26 protein-coding genes and 1 pseudogene are annotated in these 22,637 nt (G+C 71.1%); 7 read left to right on the top strand and 20 right to left on the bottom strand.

What is annotated here, in order from left to right:
• Window positions 1-689 precede the first annotated feature (689 nt).
• Both BM362_RS23875 and BM362_RS23870 read left to right on the top strand, forming a co-directional pair.
• Window positions 690-2,285 (top strand): annotated as a pseudogene (locus BM362_RS23875) (M4 family metallopeptidase); the annotation flags it as partial.
• Window positions 2,286-2,394: 109 nt separating this feature from the next.
• Window positions 2,395-3,348: a M28 family metallopeptidase gene (locus BM362_RS23870; protein ID WP_067595743.1), complete on the top strand. Its 954-nt coding sequence runs from the start codon at window positions 2,395-2,397 to the stop codon at window positions 3,346-3,348.
• A 730-nt stretch (window positions 3,349-4,078) separates the two neighbouring features.
• On the opposite strand, the gene BM362_RS23865 is transcribed toward BM362_RS23870, so the two are convergent.
• From BM362_RS23865 to BM362_RS23835, 7 genes are all read right to left on the bottom strand, one after another.
• Complete coding sequence (locus tag BM362_RS23865; protein ID WP_093574598.1) at window positions 4,079-4,483, bottom strand: hypothetical protein; 405 nt, start codon at window positions 4,481-4,483, stop codon at window positions 4,079-4,081.
• A 205-nt stretch (window positions 4,484-4,688) separates the two neighbouring features.
• Window positions 4,689-5,609, bottom strand: coding sequence for an acyl-CoA dehydrogenase family protein (locus BM362_RS23860; protein WP_093574597.1), 921 nt, complete (start codon window positions 5,607-5,609; stop codon window positions 4,689-4,691).
• Window positions 5,606-6,676 carry an acyl-CoA dehydrogenase family protein gene (locus BM362_RS23855; protein WP_208865316.1) on the bottom strand — a complete coding sequence of 357 codons (1,071 nt, stop codon included), beginning with the start codon at window positions 6,674-6,676 and terminating at the stop codon, window positions 5,606-5,608. The genes BM362_RS23860 and BM362_RS23855 overlap by 4 nt, the downstream gene beginning before the upstream one ends.
• A 5-nt stretch (window positions 6,677-6,681) precedes the next feature.
• Window positions 6,682-7,470 (bottom strand): enoyl-CoA hydratase/isomerase family protein, encoded by a 789-nt coding sequence (locus BM362_RS23850; RefSeq protein WP_093574595.1) that lies wholly within the window; start codon window positions 7,468-7,470, stop codon window positions 6,682-6,684.
• Window positions 7,467-8,237 (bottom strand): enoyl-CoA hydratase family protein, encoded by a 771-nt coding sequence (locus BM362_RS23845; RefSeq protein WP_093574594.1) that lies wholly within the window; start codon window positions 8,235-8,237, stop codon window positions 7,467-7,469. Before BM362_RS23845 ends, BM362_RS23850 begins: the two co-directional genes overlap by 4 nt.
• Complete coding sequence (locus BM362_RS23840) at window positions 8,234-9,508, bottom strand: MFS transporter (RefSeq protein WP_093574593.1); 1,275 nt, start codon at window positions 9,506-9,508, stop codon at window positions 8,234-8,236. The genes BM362_RS23845 and BM362_RS23840 overlap by 4 nt, the downstream gene beginning before the upstream one ends.
• A 44-nt stretch (window positions 9,509-9,552) precedes the next feature.
• Window positions 9,553-10,746 (bottom strand): CaiB/BaiF CoA transferase family protein, encoded by a 1,194-nt coding sequence (locus BM362_RS23835; RefSeq protein ID WP_093574781.1) that lies wholly within the window; start codon window positions 10,744-10,746, stop codon window positions 9,553-9,555.
• Window positions 10,747-10,848: 102 nt separating this feature from the next.
• Here BM362_RS23835 and BM362_RS23830 point away from each other — a divergent pair, with 102 nt between their 5' ends.
• Window positions 10,849-11,763 carry a LysR family transcriptional regulator gene (locus tag BM362_RS23830; RefSeq protein ID WP_093574592.1) on the top strand — a complete coding sequence of 305 codons (915 nt, stop codon included), beginning with the start codon at window positions 10,849-10,851 and terminating at the stop codon, window positions 11,761-11,763.
• 252 nt (window positions 11,764-12,015) lie between these two features.
• Here the strand turns inward: BM362_RS23830 and BM362_RS23825 are convergent, their stop codons facing one another.
• Window positions 12,016-12,840, bottom strand: a complete 825-nt coding sequence (locus BM362_RS23825) for a DUF72 domain-containing protein (RefSeq protein WP_067592163.1) — start codon at window positions 12,838-12,840, stop codon at window positions 12,016-12,018.
• A gap of 61 nt (window positions 12,841-12,901) precedes the next feature.
• Window positions 12,902-13,222 carry a hypothetical protein gene (locus tag BM362_RS23820; RefSeq protein WP_093574591.1) on the bottom strand — a complete coding sequence of 107 codons (321 nt, stop codon included), beginning with the start codon at window positions 13,220-13,222 and terminating at the stop codon, window positions 12,902-12,904.
• Window positions 13,223-13,552: 330 nt separating this feature from the next.
• Between BM362_RS23820 and BM362_RS23815 the strand changes: the two genes are divergently transcribed.
• On the top strand, window positions 13,553-14,527 hold the full coding sequence (locus tag BM362_RS23815) for a nitroreductase family protein (protein ID WP_093574590.1): 975 nt from the start codon (window positions 13,553-13,555) through the stop codon (window positions 14,525-14,527).
• Between the two features lie 486 nt (window positions 14,528-15,013).
• Here BM362_RS23815 and BM362_RS23805 read toward each other — a convergent pair whose 3' ends face one another.
• The 4 genes from BM362_RS23805 to BM362_RS23790 all read right to left on the bottom strand — a co-directional run bounded on the left by BM362_RS23805 (window position 15,014) and on the right by BM362_RS23790 (window position 17,656).
• Window positions 15,014-15,604, bottom strand: coding sequence for a dihydrofolate reductase family protein (locus BM362_RS23805; RefSeq protein WP_198545606.1), 591 nt, complete (start codon window positions 15,602-15,604; stop codon window positions 15,014-15,016).
• A 324-nt stretch (window positions 15,605-15,928) separates the two neighbouring features.
• A complete protein-coding gene (locus BM362_RS23800; RefSeq protein WP_202505624.1) occupies window positions 15,929-16,408 on the bottom strand; it encodes a DoxX family membrane protein in 480 nt (159 codons plus the stop codon).
• A 103-nt stretch (window positions 16,409-16,511) separates the two neighbouring features.
• A complete protein-coding gene (locus tag BM362_RS23795; RefSeq protein WP_067592118.1) occupies window positions 16,512-16,979 on the bottom strand; it encodes a DUF3291 domain-containing protein in 468 nt (155 codons plus the stop codon).
• A gap of 32 nt (window positions 16,980-17,011) precedes the next feature.
• Window positions 17,012-17,656, bottom strand: a complete 645-nt coding sequence (locus tag BM362_RS23790) for a helix-turn-helix transcriptional regulator (protein WP_093574588.1) — start codon at window positions 17,654-17,656, stop codon at window positions 17,012-17,014.
• Between the two features lie 59 nt (window positions 17,657-17,715).
• Between BM362_RS23790 and BM362_RS23785 the strand changes: the two genes are divergently transcribed.
• From BM362_RS23785 to BM362_RS23775, 3 genes are read left to right on the top strand one after another with little or no spacing between them, the layout of a single operon-like run.
• Window positions 17,716-18,660, top strand: coding sequence for a TetR/AcrR family transcriptional regulator (locus BM362_RS23785; protein WP_244287253.1), 945 nt, complete (start codon window positions 17,716-17,718; stop codon window positions 18,658-18,660).
• A gap of 7 nt (window positions 18,661-18,667) precedes the next feature.
• Window positions 18,668-19,183 (top strand): pyridoxamine 5'-phosphate oxidase family protein, encoded by a 516-nt coding sequence (locus BM362_RS23780; protein WP_067592111.1) that lies wholly within the window; start codon window positions 18,668-18,670, stop codon window positions 19,181-19,183.
• Window positions 19,184-19,209: 26 nt separating this feature from the next.
• The gene (locus BM362_RS23775) at window positions 19,210-19,704 is read left to right on the top strand and encodes a nitroreductase family deazaflavin-dependent oxidoreductase (protein ID WP_067592109.1); all 495 of its coding nucleotides are present in this window, start codon (window positions 19,210-19,212) and stop codon (window positions 19,702-19,704) included.
• A 32-nt stretch (window positions 19,705-19,736) separates the two neighbouring features.
• Here the strand turns inward: BM362_RS23775 and BM362_RS23770 are convergent, their stop codons facing one another.
• The 7 genes from BM362_RS23770 to BM362_RS23740 are packed head-to-tail and all read right to left on the bottom strand — an operon-like array spanning window position 19,737 to window position 22,464.
• On the bottom strand, window positions 19,737-20,300 hold the full coding sequence (locus tag BM362_RS23770; RefSeq protein WP_093574587.1) for an alkaline shock response membrane anchor protein AmaP: 564 nt from the start codon (window positions 20,298-20,300) through the stop codon (window positions 19,737-19,739).
• Entirely contained in the window at window positions 20,297-20,824 is a 528-nt protein-coding gene (locus BM362_RS23765; protein WP_093574586.1) for a DUF6286 domain-containing protein, read from the bottom strand. The genes BM362_RS23770 and BM362_RS23765 overlap by 4 nt, the downstream gene beginning before the upstream one ends.
• On the bottom strand, window positions 20,821-21,189 hold the full coding sequence (locus BM362_RS23760) for an Asp23/Gls24 family envelope stress response protein (protein WP_093574585.1): 369 nt from the start codon (window positions 21,187-21,189) through the stop codon (window positions 20,821-20,823). Before BM362_RS23760 ends, BM362_RS23765 begins: the two co-directional genes overlap by 4 nt.
• A gap of 3 nt (window positions 21,190-21,192) precedes the next feature.
• On the bottom strand, window positions 21,193-21,369 hold the full coding sequence (locus BM362_RS47600) for a hypothetical protein (protein ID WP_037370607.1): 177 nt from the start codon (window positions 21,367-21,369) through the stop codon (window positions 21,193-21,195).
• Window positions 21,366-21,683: a hypothetical protein gene (locus BM362_RS23750; protein WP_067592097.1), complete on the bottom strand. Its 318-nt coding sequence runs from the start codon at window positions 21,681-21,683 to the stop codon at window positions 21,366-21,368. Before BM362_RS23750 ends, BM362_RS47600 begins: the two co-directional genes overlap by 4 nt.
• Window positions 21,680-22,006 carry a hypothetical protein gene (locus BM362_RS23745; protein WP_093574584.1) on the bottom strand — a complete coding sequence of 109 codons (327 nt, stop codon included), beginning with the start codon at window positions 22,004-22,006 and terminating at the stop codon, window positions 21,680-21,682. Before BM362_RS23745 ends, BM362_RS23750 begins: the two co-directional genes overlap by 4 nt.
• On the bottom strand, window positions 22,003-22,464 hold the full coding sequence (locus BM362_RS23740) for an Asp23/Gls24 family envelope stress response protein (RefSeq protein ID WP_067592091.1): 462 nt from the start codon (window positions 22,462-22,464) through the stop codon (window positions 22,003-22,005). Before BM362_RS23740 ends, BM362_RS23745 begins: the two co-directional genes overlap by 4 nt.
• Window positions 22,465-22,637 lie beyond the last annotated feature (173 nt).

The raw sequence follows: 22,637 nt of genomic DNA, 5'->3' as shown, positions 1-22,637 counted from the left end.
GCTGCGTTCTGTTCGGCGAGCATTCTCCTTTCCCGGCCGTGCCCGGGAACGGGGGATGCAGTACCGGACTGTCGCGACCGGCCATTGAGGACTGTGGACAGCGGCCGCCGACGTGTGCGCGGCCATGACCGGGCCGGAGCGGTCTCTGCCCGGGCCACGCTGAAGCGTCCAAGTGCGCGCTGCCGAACGAATTCGGCTCCCGGATGGCGCAGGCCGCGCCGGCGGTCCCGTCCGATCCTGCTCGGGCGGCGCGCTGGCCCGGCAGCTCAATGCCGTGAGTTCAGCCGCTGGTCCAAGGCAGGCGAACGCGGCGAGGGCATCGAGTTCGCCTGGCAGCAGCACCTCGCCGATCCCCGACGGACAGCGCTCGACGCGATCGCCGGGGAAGAGCGCTTCCCCGTCCGCCCGGCCATTCCGCCGCTCGGTCGTTTCCGACATTCGTACGGCACCCGGGACATTCCCTACGAAAGTCGCCCGGGCGCCGAACGCGCGAAGAAACCCAGCACCGGCACGGCATATCCCAATTGACCGCCGAATCCGGAACATTCCGTTGGTCTGTTTGGAGCATTGACGCCCCCCTGCGCCGATCCTTTACTCGACTGTGCTCGGCCGCACACCCACCGTAAGCGGCCGGGCGCGTTCCCTCTCCCCGCACCCCATCGTCCTGCCTTCATGGAAGGAAGATCTCGATGCCTCATCGCGGATTCACCACGGGCTTGGCGGCCGCCGCCGGTCTTGCCATGTCCCTCGCGTTGCCGGCCGTCCCGGCGAGCGCGGCCGCCGAAGCCCAGCCCGCGTCCCCGGACGCGGCCGCCGCTCGCGCCGCTGACCAGGCAGTCGCCTCCGGGCTCGGCGGGCTCGGCCGAGGCCCGGCGGAGGCGTTCCGGCGCGTCGGCCAGACCGCGGGCGACGCCGGACTCTTCTACAGCGCCTACGAGCGCACCTACCACGGCCTGCGGGTCGTCGGCGGGGACGCGGTCGTCGTCGCGGACGGAGCCGGGAATGTCCGGGACACCAGCGCCGCGGAAACCGCGCCCATCGCCGTCGGGACGCGAGCCGTTCTCGACGCCGCGAAGGCCGCCTCCGCCGCACGCGCCCAACTGCCCACTGTGGACAGTGTGAGCACGCCCGAAAAGGTGGTGCTGGCCGGGTCGAATCCGAAACTTGCCTACGAGGTCGTCGTCACCGGGCGCACGGCCGCGGCGCCGAGCAGACTGCACGTGTTCGTCGACGCCGTCACCGGCGCGGTGCTCGACCAGCGGGACGACATCAAGACCTTCAGCTCCGGAGCCAAGTCCCAGGCCCAGCCGAACGCGGTGAACGCGGCGGGCACCGGCAACAGCTACTACGTCGGCACCGTCTCCATCGACACCACCGGCTCCGGCAGCTCGTACTCGATGCGCGACCCCGGCCGCCCGGGCATCAGCTGCGGCCGCGAGGGCGGGTCTGTCTACAGCGGTCCGGACAACAGCTGGGGCAACGGCTCCGGCACGAACCTCGAAACCGGCTGCGTCGACACCCTCTTCAGCGTCCAGACCGAGTGGAAGATGCTGAAGGACTGGCTGGGCCGCGACGGCATCAACGGCAGTGGCCGCGGTTACCCGGCGTCCGTCGGCCTGAACGACGTCAACGCCTATTGGGACGGCTCTTCGACGCATTTCGGGCACTCGCAGGACAACCGGCGCCAGGCCACCTCGATGGACGTCGTCGGCCACGAGTTCGGGCACGGCATCTTCCAGACCACGCCGGGCGGCGCGGGTTCCGGCAACGAGAACGGCGGCTTGAACGAGTCGACCGGCGACATCTTCGGCGCGATGACCGAGGCGTACGCGAACAACGCGAAGGACCGGCCGGACTACGAGGTCGGCGAGGGCGTCAACCTGGTCGGCCAGGGCCCGATCCGCTCCATGTACGACCCGTCGAAGGCCGGCGACCCGAACTGCTACTCGTCGTCGATCCCGAGCACCGAGGTGCACGCCGCGGCCGGTCCGCAGAACCACTGGTTCTACCTGCTCGCCGAAGGCTCGAACCCGGGCGGCGGCAAGCCCGCCAGCCCGACCTGCGACAACAGCAGCGTCACCGGGATCGGCATCCAGAAGGCCGCCAAGATCTTCTACAACGGCCTGCTGAAGAAGACCTCGTCGTGGAACCACAAGGCGGCCCGCAAGGCGACGCTGCAGGCCGCGATCGCGCTCTATCCGGGCAGCTGCACCGAATTCAACGCCGCCAAGGCAGCTTGGAACGCCGTCTCCGTGCCCGCGGTGTCCGGCGAACCGGCCTGCACGACGCGCTGACCTGACGCGGCCGGGTCCCGCTCGCCACCGCGCGGCGGGCCCCCGGCCCATCCCCCGAGAACAGCCGCTCCCCCCACTCCAACCGAAGGAACGCACTGTCATGAAGTGGAAGACAAGACTCGGCGCCGGGGTCACCGCCCTGGTGGCGGTACTGGGCGTCGTCAGCGTGCCCGCGGCCACCGCCGCGCCCGCCTCGGCGCTCGCGGCCCCGGACATCTCGCTGGCCAACATCAAGACCCACCTCACCCAGTTCCAGGCGATCGCCCGCGCCAACGGCGGCACGCGTTCGCCGCGCGGCGGCGGGTACGCGGCGTCGGTGTCCTATGTGGAAAACCTGCTCAAGAACGCGGGCTACACCACGAAGCGGCAGACCTGCACGAGCTGCACCGGCCAGTCGCAGAACCTGATCGCGGAATGGCCGCAGGGCGACGCGAACCAGGTCCTGATGCTCGGCGCGCACCTCGACTCGGTGAGCGCCGGCCCCGGCATCAACGACAACGGTTCCGGCAGCGCGTCGATCCTCGAGGTCGCGCTGACGCTGGCCCGCACCAATCCGGCGATGGCCAAGCGCGTCCGGTTCGCGTGGTGGGCCGACGAGGAGTCCGGCATGGTCGGCTCGCGGTACTACGTGAGCACGCTGTCGAGCACTGAGCGCGCGAAAATCAAGACCTATCTCAACTTCGACATGATCGGTTCGAAGAACTGGGGCTACTTCGTCTACGACGACGTCGCTTCGGTCAAGGCCGTCTTCGACGAGTACTTCGCCTCCGTCAACATCGAGACCGAGGGCGACACCGAAGGCGACGGACGGTCCGACCACGCGTCGTTCAAGCGCGCGGGCATCCCGGTCGGCGGTCTCGCGACCGGAGCCGGCGACATCAAGAGCTACGAACAGGCCGAGAAGTGGGGCGGCACGCCGGGCGCGGCGTTCGACAACTGCTACCACCGCGCCTGCGACACGACGTCGAACATCCCGGACCCGCCGCTGGAGAAGAACTCCGACGCGATCGGGTACGCGGTGTGGAAGCTGGCAGTCGCGGCGGCTCGTCGCTGATCCCGGGTTCGAGTGCCGGGATCGGGCAACCGCTCCGGGTCGTCGCCGCGAGGACGGCGGCCCGGGGCGTCCGGCCCTCCGGCGAGGACCGGTTCGATCGGGAACGGGCGGTATCCCGCGATTTCGGGCCGGTCGAAATGCCCGAACGCCGTGCGGCTGGGAGAAGACCAGGGTGCCGGGGGTTTCCCAGACCGGTGCGGCCGGCACGGTTTCGCTGAGGTCACACCCCTCGGGAAGCGGGTGCTGGGCGGCTGACCCGGTGGCCGGGTCGACCAGCTCCACGGCGGGCGGATCGTGCCGGAACGAATACCTCCGCCCGGCACGAAACGCCAGCGATAGGGTTCCGCAGCCTCCAGCCGTTCCCCGGACGAGGTGAACACCGCCAGTCCCCTGGCTTCTTCTCGCAGCTGGGTCCCGGACAACGGGTCGCGCCGATGCACCGGCGGCGCGAGGTCCACCGGTTCCGCACCCGGTGTCCAGCGGGAAGCGACGAACGCTCCGCGTCCCGGACCGGTGGCGGCATAGACAGCACCGTCGTGGATGCCCAGGACGCCCCAGGTCAGCTCAGGAGATTTCGGCGGGCCCCAAGCCTCTTGCGTTGTCACGTCGTATGACTGCCTGCCGACGCGGGACTGCACGCCCGCCAGGTCGCGTCCGTGCTGCGGACCGGCCGGACGTCCCAGTCCACCGCAAGGTTCCTGGCAGTGCCCGACCAGTCGATCAGCTGTCCTCACCCGCCGGACGCGGCGACGTCGCCGGAGACGAACCCGGCTCGCGGCGGAACACCGGCCGCGGCCGGTGGCTGATCAAGCAGATCGCCGAACGCACGAAAGCACTCGGGCTGCGAGAAAAAGCGTCCCGGTGCGACGTCTTCTGCCGCGCCGACCCGCGGCAGGCTCCCGACCAGCTCGCCGACCCCGGCCGCGTCGCCGCGCAGGATGCGGAATGGGGCAGTCGTCTGCGTGCGAGCGAGAATGGCGTGATAGCCGTTGACGGTCGTTGCGGCGGTGATCGCGGGCAATGCCGCGGTGAGCTGATAGGTACAGTCTTCCGTCAGGTCGATCGAGCTGCCCGGATGAGCGTTGGCGGTGGCGGCAGCGGTGGTCAGGCTCGCTTCGCCGCACGGGACCGGCACGACGGCTGCGCCAGCGCACCGGCCGCGAGCACACTCGAACCCGGCAACGATCTGGAACGCACCAGCACGACTCATCCCCTTCGCCCGTGAATACCGGGCTCGAGTTCACCACGAAGGGAGACAACCGAAAGCCGTTTCGCGAAGAATTGGGCCGAGCGGACCAGGAAAACCGTCCTGGTCGCGCTCGAACCGCCGTTGTTCGCGATCAGGTTCGCTCATCACGCTTGCCGCGGTCTCCCGGAGCGGTCAGCGACCAGAGCGCGGTTTCGTCCACCGGTATGGCGGCGATCCCGTCGTCGCCCCACCGCGCGCCTTCGTCGCAGTCCGCCCACAGCAGTTCGGTTCGCCAATGCAGTGCGGCCTCGTAGGTGATGCCCATCGCGCCGTGCAGCTGGTGCGCGGTTTGCGCGATCCTCGGGGCGACCTCCGCAGCGACCTCGCGGGCGGTGGCCAGCGCGAAGGCGAGCGCGCCGTCGTCGCCGAACAACCGGAGCCTGGCCTCGTGCGTGACCGTTTCCAGTTGCCGGACATCGACTTTCAGCTGTCCCAGCGTGGTCCGCACCGCGGGAATGGCGGCCAGCGGCTTGCCGAACTGCACGCGTTCGGTGACGTACCGGCGGGCTTCGGCGGACGCTCCTTGGGCCGCGCCCAGCATTTCCTGGCAGCGAAGGATTTCGGCCAGCCCGGTGAGCCGCAAAGGAATCTCCGGAGACGACGGCGAGACAGAATACGGCCGGTCCGCGAGATCTCGCCCGGCCTCGGCGGGCGCACCGGTCGTGACCCTGCCGTCCGCGCCGACGAGGACGTCCGCGATCGGAGCCCAGATTCCTCGCGCGGCGGGATGCACGGCAATGGCGTCCTCTGTGGACAGTGGGGTCTCGGCCGCGGCGCGGGCCACGAGCGTCTGGCGGAGCGGGAGCGCGATCCCGCCGCGGGCTAGGGCGGTGACCGCGCCGCACGCCGCGTCGAGGAGTTCCCGCCGGCCGGAGAAGTCGTCCAGGATGGCGGTCCAGCCGAGCCCGGTCGCGATCCGCCAGTGCTCGCGGAGGTCGCCGGGCCGGTCCCAGTCCGCGATCGCCTCGGTGACCGAGACGTCGAGGTCGGTTTCCAGAGAATGCGTGGTCATCGGTTGTCCTTGGCGATCATCGACAGCATGACGGGAGCCGCGCCGCCCCGCAGGCCGGAAGCGGGTGCGGCGGCCAGGGCTTGGTCGTAGAGCGCGCGAACCTCGGGCGCGGCGCGCGGCATGAGCGGCCGCGCCCACTCGATGACGCTCAGCTCGAACTGGTGGCCGAGGTATTTGCTCGTCGCGGCGGGCACGACCGGGGAACCGCCGGCGTCGAGCACTCGCGCGGTTTCCAGCACCCAGGCGCGCAGGATCTGCAACCGCGCCGCCAGCGCACGCAGCCCGCTCCGCGCGATGCCGTCCGCCAGCCCCGCGTCGAGCACAGCCGACAACAGCGGATATGTCGAGAGGAACCGCTCCGGGCCGCCCCGTTCGAAGGCGAGCTGGCCGACGACCTGGCGCCAGCCCTCGCCGGCGCGGCCGATCACCCACCGGTCCGGAACAGCCACCTCGTCCAAACCGACCTCGTTGAAGTGGTGTTCGCCCCGCACATCCAGGATCGGCGTGACGGTGATCCCCGGGGAGTCCAGTGCGACGACGAACTCCGTCAACCCGTCGTGCCGGTCGGCTTCGCGGGAGGTGCGGGCCAGGACGTACAGGTGGCTTGCCCGGTGGGCGCCGCTGGTCCAGATCTTGCGCCCGGTGACGCGCCAGCCGTCTCCGTCCCGGACGGCGGACGTGCGCAGCGAAGCGAGGTCGGAACCGGCGTCCGGTTCGCTCATCCCGAGCGCGAAGGTGCACTCCGCGCGCGCCAGCGGCGGGCAGAACTCCTCCCGCAGCTCCGGACTGCCGTGCCGGAGCAGAGCCGGGCCGATCTGCCGTTCCCCCACCCAGTGCGCGGCCAGCGGAGCACCGGCGCGCAGCAGTTCCTCGGTGACGGCCAGCCGGTCGACAGCCGTGCCGCCACCGCCGCCGAGACGTTCCGGCCAGGAGACGGCCAGCAGCCCGGCTTCGCCGAGTTCGCGGCTGAAGCCCAGGTCGTACGAGCCCGCCCAGGAATCGCAGCGCGGCGTGAACGGACGGGCGGCGAGGAAGTCCCGCACCCGGCGGCGGAGATCTTCGGTCATCTGGCTCACTCCCCGGTGTAGCGCGCAGGCCGGTCGCCGGCGAACGCAGCGAGCGCTTCGGCGGAGTCGGCGGTCGACTGGACGACGGCCTGGTGCGAGGCGATCAGGTCCAGCGAAGTCCGCAGATCCGCGTGTTCGCCCGCCCGGACCGCGCGTTTGATCAGCTCGACCGCGACCGGCGGCCGCGCCGCCAGTGTCCCGGCGAAGTCCCGGGCCCGCGCGGCCAGCCGGTCGTGCGGGCAGGTCTCGTCCGCCAGCCCCCAGGCCAGCGCCTGGTCCGCGTCGACGAACTCGCCGGTCCACAGCAGCCGCAGCGCTCGCGACCGGCCGATGATCCGCGGCAGGTAATGGCAGCCGCCGTCGCCGGGGACGAGACCGACCCGCACGTACCCCTCCGAAAACCGGGCCCGCTCGGAGGCGATCCGGTAATCGCACATCAGGGCCATGTCCATGCCCGCGCCGACCGCCGCTCCGTTGACAGCGGCGATCAGCGGTTTGGCGAGGTCTTCCGCGGCCATCGCGACCGGGTGCACGTGCTCGGTCATCAGCCGCCTGCTGCCCAGCGGGGTGCGGGACCGGCCGAGATCGCCGAGATCGGCTCCCGCGCAGAAAGCGTCGCCAGTGCCGGTGACGACCACGGCGCGGACCTGGTCGTCCGCTTGGAAACTTCGGTACGCCTCGGCCCAGGCACGCAGCATTTCGCCGGTGAAGGCGTTCTTCCGCCGCGGCCGGTCCAGGACGATCCAGCCGATCTGGTCTTCGACGCGGATGTCGAGACCGGGGGTGGAAGTCATCGCGACTCCTTCCTGATGGTGAAACGGGTTGCCGTCCAGACCGGGCTTCGGCGTTCGAGAAAGGACGCGATCCCTTCCCGTGCCTCGGCGCCGTCGCCGAGCCGCTCGGCGAGCGCGGTCAGCTCGCTCGCGTGGGTGCCGAAGAACTGTCGCGCGGCTGTCGTGGTCAGGTGCTTGGCGGCGGCGAGTGCCCCGGGCGCGGCGGAGCGCAGTCCGGCGAGCACTGGTTCGAGCGCCTCGTCGACGTCGTCCGCGGCGAGCGTGACGAGGCCGATACGGGCCGCTTCGGCGGCGTCGAAGCGTTCTCCGGTCAGGTAGTAGCGAGAGGCGGCCCGCGAATCCACGCGCGGGAGCACCGTGGTCGACAGGATGGCCGGGGCGAGCCCGATGCGCACCTCGGTGAACGCGAAGCTCGCGGCCGGGCTCGCCGCGACGATGTCGCACGCGCCGAGCAGCCCGAGCCCGCCCGCCCTGGCGTGCCCGGTCACGCGAGCGACCACGGGTTTCGGCATCTCGACCACCATGCGCAGCAGGTTCGTCAGCTGCTCGGCGGTGAGCCCCGTGCCCGTCCGGGCTTCAGCCAGGTCGATGCCCGAGCAGAACGTCTCGCCGGTGTGCGTGAGCAGCACCGCGCGGACGGCCGGATCCTCGGCGGCGCGGCTCAGCTGCGCAGTGAGTTCGCCGGCCAGCCGGACCGACAGAGCGTTGCGGTTGTGCGGCGAGTCGAGGACAAGGGCGGCGATTCCGTCTTCGTCGGCACGCCTCATGCGGCACTGACGCTTTCCAGCGAGCGCGCGGGCAGCCGCCGCTGGTCTCGTTCCGGATTGATCAGCACTGCACCCGCGACGGCGCCCGCCAGCAACAACGCGCCGCATACCCCGAACCCCGCCGCATAACCGTTTTCCGCGGTGAGGAAGCCGCCCATCGCCAATGGCGCGAACACTCCGGCGGAAGTGGCGACAGCGGTCGTCGCGGCGGTCACGGCGAGGCGGCGTTCCGGCGGAACCAGCTCTCCGATGAGCAGCCACACCATCGGATAGAACGCGCTCGGCAGCCCGAACGCGATCGTGATCAGCACGATCGCGGTGACCTTTTCCGTGTGCGGGAAGAGAATCATCGCGGCACCGGAAATCGCGAGCAGCGCCATCCCGGGCAGGCAGTACGCGCGGCGGCTGCCCGCTCCCCCGCGCCGGAACCGCGTGGAAACCGCACCCATCACCAGGATCACGACGGTCGCGAACAAGGACGGCAACGCGGAGAGAGTGCCTGCCTGCTGATGCCCGATCCCCAGCCCGGCGGACAGGTAACGGGGCAGGAAGCCCAACGCGGTGGTGGTCGCCCAGAAGGCGACGAAACCGGTGAGGATCGCGCCGAGCACGGTTCCCGACCGGAAGAACACCCGGTACGGCACCGGTTCGCGACTCACGCCAGCTGGTGTGGCGGATGTGGCGTAAGGGCCGTCGTTCGCGAACAACAGCCACGCCGCGGCCCACAGCACGGAAAGCGCGAACAGCACGCCGAACGCGGTCCGGTAGCCGAAGTCCGCGATGATCCAGCTGAGCAGCGGCGCGCTCGCCACGACGCCGAGCGTCGGTCCAATGTGGACCAACGCGTTGGGCAGCGCGCGGTCGCGCGTGGGAAACCAGCCGTAGACGGTGTGCGTCGCCGCGGGCACCGCAGGCCCTTCCGCCGCGCCGAGCGCGATCCGCGACGCGACCAAGGCGCCGAAGCCGAGCCCGGCCGCCATGGGCAGCGCGGTCAGTCCCCAGATCAGGGCGAGCACGACCATGACCCTGCTCGTGCGGCGTTTCGCGGCGGCGAACCCGACGACGACGCCGGAAACGCTGAACAGGAAATAGAAACCGGACTGGACGAAGGCGTACTGCTGCTCGCCGAGGCCGAGGTCGTTCATGATCGGCTCGGCGGCGAGGCCGACGACTGTCTTGTCCGCGTAGTTGATCAGCAGGAACAGCAGCACGAGAGCGGTGACGGTCCACGCCCTTCCTGAGCGCGGGACGAGGGGTTCGGATGCGGGCATAGGTTCTCCTCGGGACGACGGCGTTGTCGTGGGACGAACTCGGTTCAGCCGAGCCGGGCCGGGTCGAAACCCGCTTCCGCCAGCACCTCGGCGGTATCCGCGCCGACCGGCGGGAACTGCCGGTAGATCCCCGGCGGCGTGCGGGAATAGCGGACCGGCGGGGCCACGAGGCGGCAGGCGCCCTCGGTGGGATGCTCGACAGCCCAGACGAGACCGCCTTGCCGGGCGTAGTCGCTCTCGGCCGCTTCCTGGAGGCTGTACACGGGATGCGCGGGGATGCTGACGCGGTCGCAGAACTCCTGCCACTGGGCGGAAGTGAACTGCGGGGTGAGCTCGCGGACCTGGCCGTACAGCTCGTCGGCGTGGGCCACGCGGGCCGGCATGGTCGCGAAGCGCGAGTCGGCGAAAAGCTCGGGACGGCCCGCGTGGGCGAAGAAATCGCGCCAGTTGCGGTCGTTGTACGGCAGGATGCACATCCACCCGTCCGCCGTGCGGCACGCCCGGCGCTGTTTGCTCAGGACGCGCGGGTAGCCGTAGCCGGGTTCCTCGGTCGGGTCCAGCGAGGCTCCGGCGAGGTGCTCCACGAGGTTGAACGCGATCATGGTGTCGGCCATCGGGACCTCGACGTGCTGGCCCTCGCCGGTCTGGTCGCGATGGCGCAGCGCGGCCAGCACGGACTGGACGATGAACAGCCCGCACACCTTGTCCGCCAGCACTGTCGGCACGTAGCAGGCCTCGCCGGTGACCTGCTCGTTCAGCCAGACCAGCCCGGAGGCGGCCTGGAGGATGTCGTCGTAGGCGGCGTTGTCGCCGAGCGCGGAATCGCTGCGGAAACCCTGCGCGTTCACGTAGACGAGCCCGGGGTGCCCGGCCGCCAGGTCGGCGTAGGCCAGCCCGAGCCTGCCCAGCGCGCCCGGCCGGATGTTGGTGATGAACGCGTCCGCCGTGCCCAGCAACGCCAGCAGCGCGTCCCGTCCGGGTCCGGTCTTCAGGTCGAGGCACACGCTGCGCTTGTTGCGGTTGAAGTTCAGCGCCGCGCCCGCCATCCCGGAATGCCGGCGCGGCTCGAAATGCCGGGTCGGATCCCCGCCCGGAGCCTCGACCTTCACGACGTCCGCGCCGAGGTCGGCCAGCTGCGCGCCCGCGTACGGGCCCATGATCACGGTGGCCAGCTCGACGACCCGCACTCCGGTCAGCGGGCCTCGCGGCTTCCCGTCGTCCACCTCGCCAGGCGACATCGCCCGCACCTCCCTGTTTTCCTCGGCAGCCGCGCCCAGTCAAGACGAGGTCATTCATCTATCGCCAATACTTCTTGGCCCGCTATCCATATGCTGAGGGATATGGATCTGACGACTCGCCTGCTGGAGCAGTTCGTCGTGCTCGCCGAGGAGGAGCACTTCGGCCGGGCCGCCGCCCGGCTTTCGATGAGCCAGCCGCCGCTGAGCCAGGCGATCCAGCGCCTCGAACGCGGCCTCGGCGTGCGACTGCTGGACCGAAGCACCCGCGCCGTACGGCTGACCGCGGCCGGCTCCGCGTTCGCCCGCGACGCCCGGCACCTGCTCGAAGCGCAGCAGGCCGCCGTCGGCCGCGCACAGCGGATCGCGAGCGGCACCGAGGGCGAACTGCACCTCGGTTTCATCAGCGGCATCTCCTACACGTTCCTGCCGCGGGTGCTCCGGCTGACCCGGGACCGTTTTCCCGGGCTGCGCCTGCACCTGCACCAGAACACCTCGGCCGAGCTGGCGTCGATGGTCCGTTCCGGCAGGCTCGACCTCGCCTTCGTGCGCGGCCCGCTCGCCGACCCCGACGGACTCGACCTGCGCACAGTGGCGACCGAACGGCTCGCCGTCGCGCTGCCCGCCGGACATCCGCTCGCCGGGCGCGCGACCCTGCGCCTGGCCGACCTCGCCGGCGAGAACTTCTCGCTGCCCTCGCTGACCGCGCTGGCCGGGCTCGCCGAACAGGTCGCCGCCGCCTGCCGCGCCGCCGGTTTCGCCCCGCGCGACGGAGCCCGCGCGGACAGTCTTCCCGGCTTGATCAGCCATGTCGCGGCGGGGACCTGCGTGTGCCTGGTGCCCGAACAGGTGCCCGCCGGGGCGCTGCCCGGGGTGGTGTTCCGGACGTTGCACCCAGAGGACTCCGGCGGCAACCTGGCCCTGACCGTCGTCGCGGCGACCCGTGCGGGACAACGGGATCCGGCCGTGGAACGGGTCTTGACCCTGGCATGGTCCGGGCCGGAACGCCGCAGTTCGTGAGGGGAACCCTGAGGGAGTGTTTCGAAACCCGGTGGCGTGGTCGGGCGTTGACTGTGATATCGGCGTGGCGCGCCGTTCGCTGGGCGGTTGTGTGCAAGCTTCCGCGTAACACACGGATTCAGCGACTGACCACGCGGGTTTCGAAACACCCTCTGAGGGAATCCGATTCCCTCAGGGCTCCCCTCACGAACGTCTCGCCACCGGCTGGCCTCGGCCAGTCGTGGCGTCGCCTCGAGTTTCTGGCATCGGCGCTCAGAACAGCGTCGCGGGCTCCACCGGCTCCGGTTCGGGCAGCGCGTCCAGGCCGGGCACCAGCGCGCGCACGTCGTCATGGAACCGGCGGGCGAGCGCCGGTGCTTCGCCGTTGTCGGGAGTGTGCAGGAAAACCGTCGGCGAGCGGCCTTCGCGCAGCCAGCCCGCGACCACCCCGGCCCACGGCCGCCATCCCTCGACAGTCTCCTCCACCGAGTCCCGGCCCAGGTAGCGGACGACCGGCCGGTCGGTCAGCGCTCGCGTCCGGCGCGGCAGCCGCGGTTTCTTCGCCCAGGCGTCCTGCTCGGCCTCGCTGGTCGGCGGGCGCCGGAAAAAGACCGTGGTGTCGAAGGGCACCCACTCCGCGTCCGCGGTCGCGAGCGTCCCTTCCAGCAGCGCCGCCGCGCTGGCGTCGCCGAAGAACTCGGGGTGCCGCACCTCCACCGCGCGCCGCAGGCCGGCGGGGAGACGGCGCAGGAAGCGGCCGAGCACGCCGACGTCCGAAGGGCCGAACGAACCGGGCACCTGGGTCCACAGCACGGCCCGCTCGCCGAGCGGTTCGAGCGCGTCCAGGAACGCCCGCATCTCGGTCTCGACCCCGGCGAACCGCCGCTCGTGCGTCACGGTCTTGGGCACTTTGACCACGAACCGGAAGTCGGGACCGGTCTGCCGCGCCCACGTCTCGACGGTGCTCCGGGCCGGGGTCGCGTAGAAGGTGGTGTTGCCTTCGACCGCGTTGCACCAGCCCGCGTAGGCCCGCAGTCGTTCCGTGGCCGGCAGCGACTGCGGCAGGAACCGCCCCGGCCACGCCTTGTGCGTCCACATCGCGCAGCCGACATGAAGACGTGCCACTGTCGTCCGCTCCCCTCGCTCGCAAAGGAAATTACTACCCGGGCGCGGTCCTCCGCGGGTCCGGGGGCCGGTAGCCGCCGTACTGGTGGCGCCGCGCGGGCCCCCGGCGGCGGAGCAGGTGGGCGGGCACGCAGTGGCTGACCGGCCGCGACCATTGCTCGTCGCCGGTGACGAGCTGGTAGGTCACCCAGCCGAGCGGCGCGCCCATTCGAACAGCAGCCCCGGGTGCTCGGTCTCGATCCGCAGCCGGCACGGTCGCGCGGATCTCCGTGCCCAGCACGAGCAGCTTGCGCACGCCCGCCCACACCGGCATCGGCGGATCCACTTTCCGCACGGTCGACGGCCACTCGCTCACCTCAGGCTCACCTGCTCGCTTCCCCGGCCGCCCGCGGTTCCCGGCACCCCGGGACGCGAGTCGAACATGTGTTCGCATGGAGTGTCACATCGCAGGGGACCGGGGTCTCGCGCGCTGATCGGCCCGGCCGCAGTGAGACAGAGAGATTCAGCCGCGATCACGGATAAGCGCCGTGACGTCCCGAATGCGCGTACCGCGAGCTTCGCCGATCGCCGCCGCGAATCGCTCCGAATTGATGAACCTCGGCCCCTATCGCGGGCCATCGCGGGAGCGCACCATGGAAGCTGGCACCGACCGAATGCACTCCCCCAACTCGATTGGGAAGCAACAATGCCGAATTCACGGCCGAATTCGCGGGTTCCCAGCCCCGCCGCCGTCGAGGCAGCGGTCGCCGCGGCTCTCCTCGCGCCGGGAGCCTCAGACGCCCCGTTCTGGCACTGGCGCATCGGCTACCGCACTCTCCACCTGTACGCGGATCCGGCCCGCTGCCGAGCCGCCGACGACCCCGCCGGGCGAGGGCAGACGCTCGCCAGCGGCACGGCCCTGCACCACCTCCGGATCGCCTTCGCCGATCTCGGCTGGACCTGCGCGGTGGACCGGCTGCCGTGCCCGCCGGAGCCGGACCACCTGGCCGTCGTGACACCGCGGCCGGGCGAACCGCTTCCCGGAGAGGTTGTCCTGGCGAGGTCGATCGCCCGGCGCCGAGAGGACTTGCGGCCGTACGGCGGACGGCCTGTGCCGTCGGACTGCCTTGACCGGCTTTCGCAGGCAGCCGCCCGCGAAGGCGCGGTATTGCATCCAGTGGAAGACCGCGCAGTCCGCAGATACCTCATGACCGCAATCGGCGAAGGCGCGAGGGTTCCCGCCCAGATGCGTCGCGAAGAGGCGTACGTGCGAAGCACATCCCTCGCCGCTGCGCAGGGTGTTCTCGTCAGCGCCGCTGCGGGAGCGGCGGGAAACCGGTTCCCCCGAGGCGAAGCTGAACCGCGAAGCGACGGCGCTTCGCTGATGGTGCTCAGCACGCCCGGCGACGATCACCTCGCCTGGCTGCGCGCGGGAGAGGCGCTGAGTTCGGTGCTGCTGACCGCCACCGTGCACGAACTCTCGTCCGGCTGGGTGAGCCGGGCCAGCCGACGGTTGCGCGAAACGCTCGCGGACCGCGTCACGCTTGGTCACGCGCCGCAGGCGGTGCTGTGGGCGGGACGGCCTCCGGCCGGCGTGAAGCGGCTCCAGCGGACGCGATCGCAGGCCAGCGTCGACGACGTGCTCGAACCGCTCCAGGCGCAGCCGAGGCATGGCGGCTGACCGGCCTCGCCTTCGGCCGGCAGAAAGTCCGCGCTCGGCTGCCGGCGGAACCCGCTCACCGGCGCGTTGAGCGGCGGACGGTCCAATGTGGCCCGCTCGCAGGCGCCGGACACCGCGAACGCCTTCTTCGGCGAGATGTCCGCGCTGCCTCGATGCGGAGGAACGCCGCCGGGGACTGCTCATTCTGCTCGGCAATACCGATTTGCCGCCCGGGCCCCGCCGACGAATACGGCGAGGCGTTCTCCGAACTGCGTCCGCGCGGGATTTTCGTCACCACCGGCGGAAAGCCCCGGCTGTCGGCCGAAACGCCGGGCGTGTTCCTGCGAATGGGCAGCACCGGACGACGCGCCCAGCGTACTGTTCAACGACTTCGACGGTGCGCGGCTCGTCACCGAGCACCTGCTCGGGCACCGATACGAAGACATTCCGTACGCGGCAGGCGAGGTGCTCGCGTCCGTTGCTCGCCGCAACGCTGGCGGTGCCTGATCAGCTCGCGCCGACGCGGCGATAGCGGATGTGGGTGGTGAGCGGCGAATGCAGCACCTCGACGGGCTCGAAACCGAAGGACTCCACCCCGTCGAACATGCTCTCGCCCGACCCGAGCAGAACGGGCGCGATGTCGAGCGTGAACTCGTCGATCACCCCGGCGAGCAGCGCCTGCCGGACCGTCGACGCTCCGCCGGCGATGTCGACGCCCTTGTCCCCCGCGGCCTCGCACGCGGCCGCGTAGGCGGCGTCGAACCCGTCGGTGACGAAGTAGAACGTCGTCCCGCCCGCCATCTCGATCGGCTCGTGAGCATGATGAGTCAACACGAAAACCGGCGCGTGATACGGCGGTTCGGCGCCCCACCAGCCCGACCAGTCCTCGTCCCAGTCGCCGCGAACGGGGCCGAACATGTTCCGCCCCATCACATACGCGCCCCTCGGCCGCATCAGCCATTCATTCGCGGCCTTGTCGGCGTCGGTGGCGCGGGGGTCGCCGATGTGCCACCCGTGCAGCTCCTGCCCCCGCTTGCCGAGCGGATCTTCCCGGCTCTGCGCCGGCCCGGCGACGAAACCGTCCAGCGACATCGACATGTGACAGGTGGTGTCCGGCACGGCGGACCTCCCAAGTGATTGCGGTTTGCAAGCGGTTGGGAGGAACATAGCACCGGGGAGCCGGGAGCGCTACGCGGTGGACGGGATCGGTCTTCCGCCCTCCGAACAGCCAGCCTTCATTGAACGGCCGGCAAGACCCTGAGTTCCCCGGCGGAAAGGCGCCATGCCGCCGGGAACCGGAAAGTGCGGCGACGGCCCGCAGACGTCCGTGAGGGCCACCCTGAGGGAATCGGATTCGCTCAGGGTGGCCCTCACGGACTTCGGCATCGCGCGCCGGACCGGCCGGCAGAGGCCACCCAGCGATCAGAACAGCGAACCCACCCCGATCGCCGCGCACACCGACAGGAACAGCCCGCCCACCGCGAAGCCCAGCGGTTTCTGCCGCCATGCCGTATGCCGGTCCAAGGCGTACCACCCCGGGCCGGTCAGCAGCAGAGCCAGCGCCATCGCCGCGAGCGTCAGTTCCAGTTCGAACCCCGGGCCGCTGCCGCCGAACAGGCCGCCCGACCACTTCACCCGGACCGCGCTGATGGCCACGCCCAGCAGGCCGGCCGCGGCGAGCGGGGCCAGCAGGCCCAGCGCCAGCAGGACCGCGCCGGCGACCTCGGTGACGCCGGTCAGCCAGGTCAGGAACTCGATGTTGTGACTGAACCCGTAGCCGCGCAGCAGGTTCTCGAAGTGCGCCATGCCCGCGCCGCCGAACAGGCCGAAGACCTGCGTGAGCCCGTGCGCCCCCATCGCGACCGACAGCATCAGCCGCAGCACCAGCAGACCGAAGTCCAAGCCGCCATTCTCATCCGACCAACGGGACATGTTCGCCACGCCGGACACCCTAGCCATCCCGCGGGCCGGTCCCGGCGACCCACCGGACGTGTCGCGGAAACCGTCACGGCGCGGAGGCGGCGCCTTCGGGCAGATAGCTGTCGCGGAAACCGAACGCGCTCGGCGAGGACCCCTTTTCCCGCAGCAGTTCCAGCCGCTCGACGGCCTCCTCGACGGTCGGGATGTGCCCGGCGGGAATCCACCACAGCACCTGGAACGTCGCCTTCGGCAGCTCGAACCAGTCCGACCGGCGGCGCAGCATGTCCAGATGGCCGCTGCGGTAGACGTAGTCCCAGAGCGCGTCGCGGCTTTCCCAGACCGACATGTTGACGATGACGTCGTCGCCGAGGGGCGTGCGGATCTCGGTCGCGTCGTTGCCGCCGTCCCCGATCAGGCGCCAGACGAAACCGGGCGCGTTGTCGGCGACCTCGTTCAGCGTGTCGAGCATCGACGTGAAGCCGTGCATCCGGGGGTCGTCGAGGGGATATCTCGTGATGCCCACGTTGAGCTGGGCGAGGTGGTGTTCGGTCACTCCCTCACCTCACCATCGCCGGGCCTTCTATGTCAACTCTCATTATTTTTAGAAGGCCCGACGACGACACAGCACAGTCCGGGGCGTGGATCCATCCGGGCGCGCAGGCCTTCGGCGTCGTCGAGCAGTCCCTCCAGCAGTGCCAGGTTCATGCCGCACACCAGCCCCGGATGCCGTTGCGAGAGAACGTGGAACGGACAGTTGACGAGGCGCAGGAGGTCGCCGTCCTCGCGGGGTTCGTACCCCCGCGCGGCCAGCAGTTCTTTCGCGGCGGCGATGTCTTCGACCGAACCGGCGGCAGCGCGGCCCTCACGACGGGCGGCGGCCTGCAGTTCGGCGTCGAGACGCGCGACCTCGGCGACCTCGGCCAGCAGGTCGGCGGCGGTGCGGTAGTCGCGCGCCGGGACGGAGAACTGGCGTTCGGCTCCGGACCGGCGGTAGAGCTTCGCCGGACGTCCGGCGCCCGGGCCCGAACGTCCGCTCAGCCGTTTGCTTTCCGTGTCCAGCAGCCCGGCGTCCACGAGTTTGTCGAGGTGGAAAGCGGCGAGCGTGCGCTGGATCCCGGCCCCCTCGGCCGCCTCGTTCCGGCTCACGTCGTGGTCCTGGGAAACCACGTAGTCATACAGCCGCCGCCGGACCGGATCCTGCAGGACGGCGATCGCCTCGATGTCTTCCACGCCGCCAGTCTATGAACAACGACAATGCGCGTTAGAGGACGCCGCTCCCTTCGAACTTCGTGGAAACGACTGGAGCGGCGGTCACCCAGCTGGTCAACAGCCTGGCCAGCGCCGGTTACCTCACCCGCGGACGGGCCGTCTCGGAAGACCGCCGCATGTCGAGCGGCGCGGGCTGTCGACGGCACGAGAAGCGCGAGCAGGTCCTCGCCGCCGGGCCGCGCGAGCTGGCCGAAGACCTCGACGAGCAGGCGATCGACGCCGCGGGCGCGGTGCTCGCCCGGCTGGCCGCGCCGTACGACCGCCGCGGCAACCTCTATCACCTGATTGAAACGGCTGATAGAGTCCGCGCCATGGGCACCGAAGCCGCGCGGATCCCCGCTCGCGGGGAGGCGACCGAACAGCGCCTGATCGCCGCCGCGGAACGGCTTTTCGCCGAGCACGGCGTCGGCGCGGTGTCACTGCGGACCGTGATGCAGGCGGCGCGGACGAATGTCGCGGCGATCCACTATCACTTCGGTTCCAAGGAAGGACTGCTCGACGCGGTCCTGCGCAGCCGGCTCGACCAGGTGACCGGCGAACGGAACGCGGTGCTGCGGGAATCCCCGGGAAAAGACGTCGCCGCACGGGATTTGGCCCGCGCGTTCGTGCGGCCGGTGGTCGCGGTGCTCGAATCGGGCGGCGAATGCTGGATCCGGCTGGTCGGCCGGTTGCTGGCGACCGGCGGCGACGGGCTGGACGCGGTCGCCGAATCGTTCTTCGAGCGCAACGCCGCGTTCGTCGATCAGCTGGACCGGCTGAGCCCGGGCGTCCCCCGCCGGACGCTCGATTTCCGGCTGTCCCAAGCGATGACCGTGACGCTGAACGTCCTCGGCGACGTCGGCCGCACCCGCCGCCTGCACAGCGCGGACGAGGCGGGCTGGACCGACGGCCAGATCGTCGACGACCTCGTCGACGTCGTGACCTCGATGCTCGCCGGCCCGCCCGGGGCCCGCCGCAGGAAGTGAGGAACCGATGGGAACCAGCCAGCGAGCACAGATCGAGATGACCCCCGGGGAGGTGTCGGCTTACCTCGACGCGCAGCGCACCGCGACGCTGGTGTCGCTCGGCCCCGGCGGACATCCGCACGCGGTCGCGATGTGGTACGCGGTCATCGACGGCGTGCTGTGGTTCGAAACGAAAGCCAAGGCGCAGAAAGCAGTCAACCTCCGCCGCGACCCGCGCGTCACCGTGCTGATCGAGGACGGCCTGACCTACGACGTCCTGCGCGGCGTCTCGCTCGAAGGGCGCGCCGAGGTCGTCGACGATCCGGACGCGCTCTGGGCCGTCGGGGTCGACGTCTGGCGGCGATACCACGGCGAGTACACCGACGAGGCGAAGCCGATGGTGGAATTCATGCTCCGCAAACGGGTCGCGATCCGCGTCGACGTGGAGCGGGTCCGGTCCTGGGACCACCGCAAGCTCGGACTCGACCCGATGCCGCTCGCCGGATCGACCGCCGCGCGGTACCCGCAATCGCCTGCCCGCTGACGCGCCCGCCCCGCCAGGAGGCCACGATGGGACGCTTTTCCCTTCCCGCACAGGCGCCGAAAGGCCTGGACTCGCCGGTGACGGCGGCGCTCATGAAATGCGTGGCCCGCGTCCAGGTCAAGGTCTTCACCCTGACCAACGGCCGGGTCGGCCACACGTGGCGGGTCGGGGCGGGCTTCCGCAAGCCCGTGCCGACCCTGCTGCTCGACCACCGCGGCCGCAAGTCCGGACAGCTGTTCACCACTCCGCTGCTGTACCTGCGTTCCGGCGACGACCTGGTCGTCGTCGCCTCCCAGGGCGGGCTGCCGAAGCATCCGCAGTGGTACTTCAATCTGCGCGCGGAGCCGGAGACCCGCGTGCATCTCAAGGGCCGCCGCGGTGTTCCGGTCACGGCAAGGGTCGCGCCCGCGGAGGAGCGGCGCGAACTCTGGCCGCGCCTGGTCGAACTGTACGCGGATTTCGCGAAGTACCAGGACTGGACGGAGCGCGAGATTCCGGTCGTGGTGCTTGCTCCGCGCTGACTGCGTGCACGGGGTCCGCACCTCGCCGACCGTCACCCCACGCGCGAGGGCGCCCGGCTGGTGAACCGGAACTCGATCGAGACCGGAATGTCCTCCAGTTCCAGCGCTTCCTCAAGCCGCGGCAGGCTTTCCCCGGCGACGCGGCCGCGGATCTCGCCCAGGTCCGCGTCCTGCTCGCACGTGAGGATCAGCGCCAGAGACGGCGTCTCCCGGGTTCCGGCGAGCGACGCGCTCGCCTTGTGCACTCCGGGATACCCGCGCAGTTCCTCGGTGAAGGGGGCCACCGCGTCGTCTGCGCGCAACTCGGTGCGTCCGTAGGCGGGATCGGTTTCGAACCGCCACACTCCCGTGCGCGGCCGGTGCGCGAGCTGGGCCAGCAGCCAGCGCAGCGCGAGCAGTCCCACCACTACCGCCGCCGCGGCGATCGCGTAGAACACCCAGCTGGGCGGCTCCGCTGTCCCCGGTACGAGCGGCGCCTCGGGATCGAGGAGCCTGAGCACGCGGAAATGGGTGGCCAGACCGAAACCGCCCGCGGCGAGCAGCACCAGGCCGATCACCGCGAGCAAGAAGCGGTTGAGCGTGGCCGGGCGGTTCATGAAGCCTCCCTCTCGGCACGGACTCGCACCGACACCGCGGGCCGCCGGGCCGGTGCGATGTGGTCCAGCCGGGACTCGACGGCCGCGCGGACCGCGGCGGCCAGGCCGTCCGTCCGCGTGCGCGCGGTTTTCACCCGTACCTTGACCTTGCGCGAACCGGTCGAGAGCCAGGCTTGCTCGACGCCGTCCACGTCCGCCGCGGCCGCGCGCAACGCGGACCGGTAGCCCGTGGTGTCGGCCCCGGAATCCGGGTCGCCCGTCAGCGGGAGGATCCGGCGCTTGCCCGGCAGGAGCGCCGCCCACAGCAGCACCAGCCCGACGAGGGCTACCGCGGCCGAGACCAGCGCGGGGACGAGGTCCGTCCAGCGCGCGTTGTGGACGGCGGTGGCGGCCGCCCGATAGTCCAGCCACGGCTGGTGCCCGGTCAGCCGCTGGATCGCCGCGACGGCCGCCAGGACGCACACGGCCAGCAGCACGACGGCGGTCAAGCTCGCCGGAAAAGACCGGCGGGTTCGGCGTTTCACTCCACCCTCCTCTGCCCGGCGGCCTCAGCGTGCAAGGCCGTCACCGTGATGCCGACGCGGCGGACCGGCATCCCGGTCAATTCCTCGACCCGTCCGCGCAGGTGGCCGCGAACCCGTTCGGTGGTCGCGCCGACCGGGGCGGGGTACTCCAGCGAGATCCGCACGTCCAGCTCCACCTCGCCGCCCCCGATCCGGGCGGACGTTTTCGCCGACCGGTCCAGCGCTTCTCCGCCGAGAATGATCCCGAGCGTCCGCCCGGCGGCCCCGCCCACCCGGTCGAGCTCGCTCGCCGCGTGGGCGGCCAGCCGCTCGACGGCGTGTTCGCTGATAGTGAGGCTTCCCCGTTCCTCCGCTGCGACAGCCACGGCTCAGCCCCGATCGCGGCCGGTGAGCTGCGACAGATCGAGCTTGCCGTCGAGCAGGCGGCCGACGAGCAGCCCCACCGCGCCCAGCACGAGGACCAGCAGGAACGCCCCGAACCCGCCGATCGCGGCGGCGAGGCCCAGTGCGAGGCCGGTGATCAGCCCCAATCCCGTTGCGTTCACGACACCGTCTCCTTCCGGTTCTCCGGCGCGGTTTCCACCGCGGCCGGCACTTCGACGTCGGCGATCAGCACGTGCACCGGACGGCCGGGCGACGCGACGGCCGCGCGCACCGCGGCCGCCACGGCACCGGCCGAGAACGGGGCCCGGACCGTCACGCCGACGGTGACGTCCTCTTCGGTCACCCGCACTCCGCCGGCCCGGCCGCCCGGCCCGAGCGTCGCGACCCGGCCGAACTCGCCGCTGTGCACGTCCGCCACCTCCGGCAGCTCCCGCACCGCGGCGGCGATCCGGCGGGCTTCGTCCAGGGGGTTCATCGCACCCGCCCGCCCTCGCGGGACACGATCGCCTCGGCCGCCGGACGGTCCCCGCCGCGCACATCCAGCTTCCGCGCCGCAGCAGCGCTCCGGCTCGCGGCGCCCGGCCGGACGCGACCGGCACGCACGCCGGCCGCCGCGACACTCGCGGGATCAGCGAGCGGACCCGCCGCCCCCGGCCACCGCCGGACGCGACCGGCCTCGCTCACCCGGTCGCCCGGCCCGAGCCCCGCGGCCGGGCCGGACCGCCCGCCGCGCACGCCCGCCGTCACCGGCAGCCGCACCGCGGCGACGATCCGGCCCGGCCCCGCGACCGCGCTCACTGCACCCGGCCGCTGTCGCCGGACGCGTCCTCCTCGTCGTCGGACGGCAGGTGCAGGTCGCCCACGTTGATGTTGACCTCGACCACCTCCAGCCCGGTCATCCCCTCCACCGCGCTGATCACGTTCCGCCGGATCGAGCGCGCGACGTCCGCGATCGAGACGCCGTACTCGACCACGATCTGCAGGTCCACCGCGGCCTGCTTCTCCCCTACCTCGACCGAGACGCCCTGCCCGGCCGACGCGGTCGCGCCGGGGATCCGCTCGCGCAGCGCCGAAAACGCCCGCGCCGCGCCGCCGCCGAGGTCGTGCACGCCCGGGATCTCGCGCGTCGCCAGCCCGGCGATCTTCTGCACCACCACGTCCGCGACGGTGGTCGTCCCCTGCGAACTGGTCAGCGGACCGGCGTTGACCTTCTCCACGTCCTGGGACTTGGCCGCCGTGTCAGTCGTCGAAGCCATCGAATCTCCTCCAGTCGGTTCCCGTTGTTCAGTTCATCGGTTCGACCCGGCCGCCGCGCAAAGCTCACTCCCCGAACGAGTGGCGACAATCACATCATCGGGTGAATGACGATTCGGGATCCGCGTTGTCGTCCACTCTGACGCATTCCGCGTTCGTTGTTCGCCAATGAAGG

Origin of the sequence: Amycolatopsis rubida (genome assembly GCF_900115345.1) — a bacterium.
GTDB classification, from domain to species: Bacteria; Actinomycetota; Actinomycetes; order Mycobacteriales; family Pseudonocardiaceae; genus Amycolatopsis; species Amycolatopsis rubida.
The sequence above is the reverse complement of the archived record's forward strand: the minus strand, read 5'-3'. Positions and strand labels throughout refer to the sequence as shown.